This window comes from Streptomyces graminilatus (assembly GCF_001418565.1).
GTDB lineage: Bacteria > Actinomycetota > Actinomycetes > Streptomycetales > Streptomycetaceae > Streptomyces > Streptomyces graminilatus.
Genome location: NZ_LIQQ01000452.1, coordinates 1 through 3,419 on the forward strand (window position 1 = coordinate 1; position 3,419 = coordinate 3,419).

Below are 3,419 nucleotides of genomic sequence, written 5' to 3' on the forward strand. Positions count from 1 at the left end.
AGGCTGACCGTACGGGCGGCCGACGGCATGGTGGGGCTGGTGTCGGCGAGGGGGCTGTCGTGGAGGATCAGGTACGACACCGAGGCGGCCACGCTCCCGGAGAAGGCGGCGACGGCCAGGGCGCACGTGAGGGCGCGGCCGGCGGTACGCAGGCTGGTCACTGGTCCTCGCCTTCGGTGAGCTGGTCGGCCTCGGCGGCTAGGGCGGCGAGTTCCGGGCTGAGGGGCGGGAGTTGGGGCTCGCGCTGGGCCTGGGCGGTGGCGTAGTCATCGCGGGCGGCGGCCAGGAGCTCGGCGGTGGACGCGTCGGCGTCGGTGAGGGCCGGGTTGGTCAGCGCGGGCTTGCCGTAGTCCGGGGGGAGGCCGCGGCGCTTGAGCCACTCGCTCTCCATCCACAGCTCGCCGATCGACTGGTAGTACGCGTGGGCCTCGTTGACCTCGTCGTCCGTCATGTCCCGTGCGAGCTTCGGGTACCACGAGGCCTTGCTGTGGTCGTAGCCCGGGTCGCCGAGCTTCGGGGCCGGGGCGGCGCCGGTGGGGGTGTCCGTGTTCTGGGGCTCGTTCGTCATCCCAGCTCCCTCGCGGCGGTGCGGACGAGGAGGGCGTACTGGCCGCGGGTGACGTCGAGGGCGAGGGCCGGCATCGCGTCGTAGGCGCGGGCGAGGCTCTCGCGGCAGACGGCGTCGGGGAGGAGGCGCAGGATGGTGTCGGCGGCGATGTCGATGCCGCGCTCGCGGACCAGGCCGGTCATCTCCTCGCGGCCGTCCAACTCAAGGAGGCGGGCGAAGGTGATCAGGACCTGCGCGCCGTAGGAGGGCTGGTCGATGAGGATGCGGAGGCCTACGTCGACGGGGTCGGGCTGGGTAAGGTCGTGCACGGTCATTCCTCCTGGTGATGCAGGTGGATGGCTGGCCCCGACGGGAGTTGCTGCTCCCGTCGGGGCCGTTCTGTTGACGCATCGCAAGACTGACAGAACCTCTTTACAACGTCAAGAGGTTCGGGGAGGATGTGGCCGTGCCCAAACGCCCTGAGACAGAGGGGAGCCCGCGCTTGATGACCGTCACCGAGATCGCGGCGGAGCACGGGGTCAGCCGCCAGACGATCCACACGTACCGGCGGACCGGCGGCTTCCCCCAGCCCGTCGAGGGCGAGGGCAGTACACGCCCCCGGTTCAATGCCAGCGAGGTGGACGCCTTCTTCAAGGCCAACCCGAAGCAGCCGGGGAAGAAGCGAACGGACCCCGCCTCCCCACCCGAGCAAGGAGTGCAAGTGACCGCGGCAACCGAACACGCTGAGACGACCAGTGCGTGGCTTCCTGCCACCGAGACCACGGAGCACGGGCTGCGCCTGAGGGACGGCACGCTGCTCACCTTCGACACCCTCAGCGAACGCGCGAAGCGGCAGGCCGAGTTCGAGAAGGCGGAGTGGGAGGTCACACCGTTGGTCCGGCGGCGGCGTGTGCAGCTGACCGAGTGGACCGAGGAGTGAGCGACGTGGATGGTCGGCGGCTGCAGTACCACCTGCGACTGGCCGGCGGCGGTCCCCAGTCCCGGGTGTGGCTCCTGCGCGAGCGGTACACGCGCCACACTGCGCACAGGGCGGAGCGCTTCCTGAGCCTGTTGTACGAGGCTGCGCTGTGGGCCGAGCCCGGGCTGCTCCCGGACGAGGATGAGGTTGCCGCCGCTGTGGCTCGTGCCGATCTGAACGCGATCGACGCCGTGTACCTCCCGCTCGACCGCGCCGCCCTCGGCATCCTCCACCTCCCGGATTGGCGGGACAAAGTAGAGCCCTACATCACTTACCTGTCCCAGGACGGGAGCTGTGGCGGCGGGGCAATGCACCACCGGGTCAACTACGCCTACTGGCACGAGGCTCACCACGCCTACCGCGGCTTCGACGGCTACTTCACCAGTCAGGGCTTCCCCTTCCTGGCGACCCAGTCCCTGCTGGAAGCGGCTGTCATCTCGGTCACGGGCGGTTACCCACCCAAATCCACCGTACGGCTGCACGACGGACGCACGGCCGTCGTCGACTCGGCCCGGTGGACCGGGGACGGCGCTCCCGACCACTACCTCTGTCGCTTCTCCGGCGACGCGGCCGAACACACGATCCGCGCGGACGAGATCGCTGGCCCGAACGAGCCCCCGCTGACGGCGGAGTAGCCGAACGCGGGAGAGCCCTGCCGCCCCATCTCGACTGGGTGGCGGGGCTCTCCCGTTTCGGCGGTCGCTCTACGCGGCGTTGTGGGCGAGGACGTCGGGGTGGATGCGGGCGGCGAGGGCGAGCTCGTCCCGTGTGAAGAGTCCTCCGCACCCGTCCTCGGTGCACTCGATGTAGAGCTGGTGGTCGGTCTCGACGAGGGTGAGGCTGTCGCAGCGCGGGCATGGCTGGGTGACCGGGCGGCGCTGGGGGCGCAGCCGGGTGATGTTGCGGATGGCCCGCATCATCTCCGCCAGTTCGTCGCGGAGGTCGCCGGCCCACAGTTGGCGGGCGGCCCATCCGAGGAGGCGTGGGGTGGCGAGCCATTCGGCGAGGGCCTGCTCGGTGAGGGTGGCCGGGGGGTTCCAGCGGCGTTGCTCGGCGATGAGGCGTACCCAGGGGGTGAGGGTGCCGGTGATGGAGAGCGGGCCGTGCTGGTCGGTGTGTGCGTCGCCGTAGGGGTCGTGGATGGTGTCGGCCCAGGCGGCGGGGCCCAGGAGGTTGAGTGTGTCGGCGCGGCCGGGCAGGGGTGCGGTGCGGTGGACCGTACGGCCGCCGGTGCGGGAGCCGGTGGTCTCCCGCTGGCGGGAGGCCTCGAGGACGATGAGCTGTCGGGGGAGCTCCTCGGTCAGCCACGCCGCGATGGTGTTGACGCAGGGCGTGCACAGGGTCTGGCCGTCGCTGAGTTCGTGGTCGTACATGGTGCGGTGGCAGGTGGCTGCGGCGCACGGGGCAAGGGCGGGGGTGGAGGGCTCAGCGGTCTCGGTCACTGGGTTCCCTTTCGTGCTGTTGTGGTGGTTCGTGGTGCTGGTCGGGCCAGGTGATGTGGCCGCCGCCGTAGCCGCGGAGCGGATCCTCAACCGTTGGCGCGCAGGTGGTGAGGCCGTACTCGGGGTCCTCGATGGCGACGGCCTGGCCGCCCGGCTCGATCCAGCCGTCGAACACCCGGTGCCGCAGGTGCAGGCGGAAGACCGTTCCGGGCGGCGGGCTGGTCATCGGGTTGGGGTGGGGACGGGCGGGCGCACGGGCTGGGGGACGGTGAGGTTGCCGTAGCCGTCGCCGATACCGGCGGCCTCGAGGACGTGCTGTACCGCGTAGAACTGGCGGCGGACCAGGAACCGGGGACGGTCGAACTCGTCGGCGAGGCGCGCCACCATCGCCTGCTGGCCGCCGCGGACGTGGGCGTCGCCCCAGGCGAACAGGCTCTCCAGAGCGTCGGTC

7 protein-coding genes are annotated in these 3,419 nt (G+C 71.1%); 2 read left to right on the forward strand and 5 right to left on the reverse strand.

Annotated features, from left to right (window positions below):
* Nucleotides 1-157: 157 nt before the first annotated feature.
* The gene (locus AOK08_RS32335) at nt 158-568 is read right to left on the reverse strand and encodes a hypothetical protein (RefSeq protein WP_055532720.1); all 411 of its coding nucleotides are present in this window, start codon (nt 566-568) and stop codon (nt 158-160) included.
* Entirely contained in the window at nt 565-876 is a 312-nt protein-coding gene (locus AOK08_RS32340; RefSeq protein ID WP_157876878.1) for a hypothetical protein, read from the reverse strand. The genes AOK08_RS32335 and AOK08_RS32340 overlap by 4 nt, the downstream gene beginning before the upstream one ends.
* A 176-nt stretch (nt 877-1,052) precedes the next feature.
* Here AOK08_RS32340 and AOK08_RS47830 point away from each other — a divergent pair, with 176 nt between their 5' ends.
* Nucleotides 1,053-1,487 carry a helix-turn-helix transcriptional regulator gene (locus AOK08_RS47830; RefSeq protein WP_241827179.1) on the forward strand — a complete coding sequence of 145 codons (435 nt, stop codon included), beginning with the start codon at nt 1,053-1,055 and terminating at the stop codon, nt 1,485-1,487.
* Nucleotides 1,484-2,161: a hypothetical protein gene (locus tag AOK08_RS32350; RefSeq protein ID WP_157876879.1), complete on the forward strand. Its 678-nt coding sequence runs from the start codon at nt 1,484-1,486 to the stop codon at nt 2,159-2,161. Before AOK08_RS47830 ends, AOK08_RS32350 begins: the two co-directional genes overlap by 4 nt.
* Before the next feature lie 69 nt (nt 2,162-2,230).
* Here AOK08_RS32350 and AOK08_RS32355 read toward each other — a convergent pair whose 3' ends face one another.
* The 3 genes from AOK08_RS32355 to AOK08_RS32365 form a co-directional block, all read right to left on the reverse strand.
* On the reverse strand, nt 2,231-2,968 hold the full coding sequence (locus AOK08_RS32355; protein WP_055532727.1) for a hypothetical protein: 738 nt from the start codon (nt 2,966-2,968) through the stop codon (nt 2,231-2,233).
* Nucleotides 2,952-3,194: a hypothetical protein gene (locus tag AOK08_RS32360; RefSeq protein WP_055532729.1), complete on the reverse strand. Its 243-nt coding sequence runs from the start codon at nt 3,192-3,194 to the stop codon at nt 2,952-2,954. Before AOK08_RS32360 ends, AOK08_RS32355 begins: the two co-directional genes overlap by 17 nt.
* Nucleotides 3,191-3,419 (reverse strand): hypothetical protein (locus AOK08_RS32365; protein WP_157876880.1); only part of this gene is annotated, 229 nt, incomplete at its 5' end. The genes AOK08_RS32365 and AOK08_RS32360, both read right to left, overlap by 4 nt.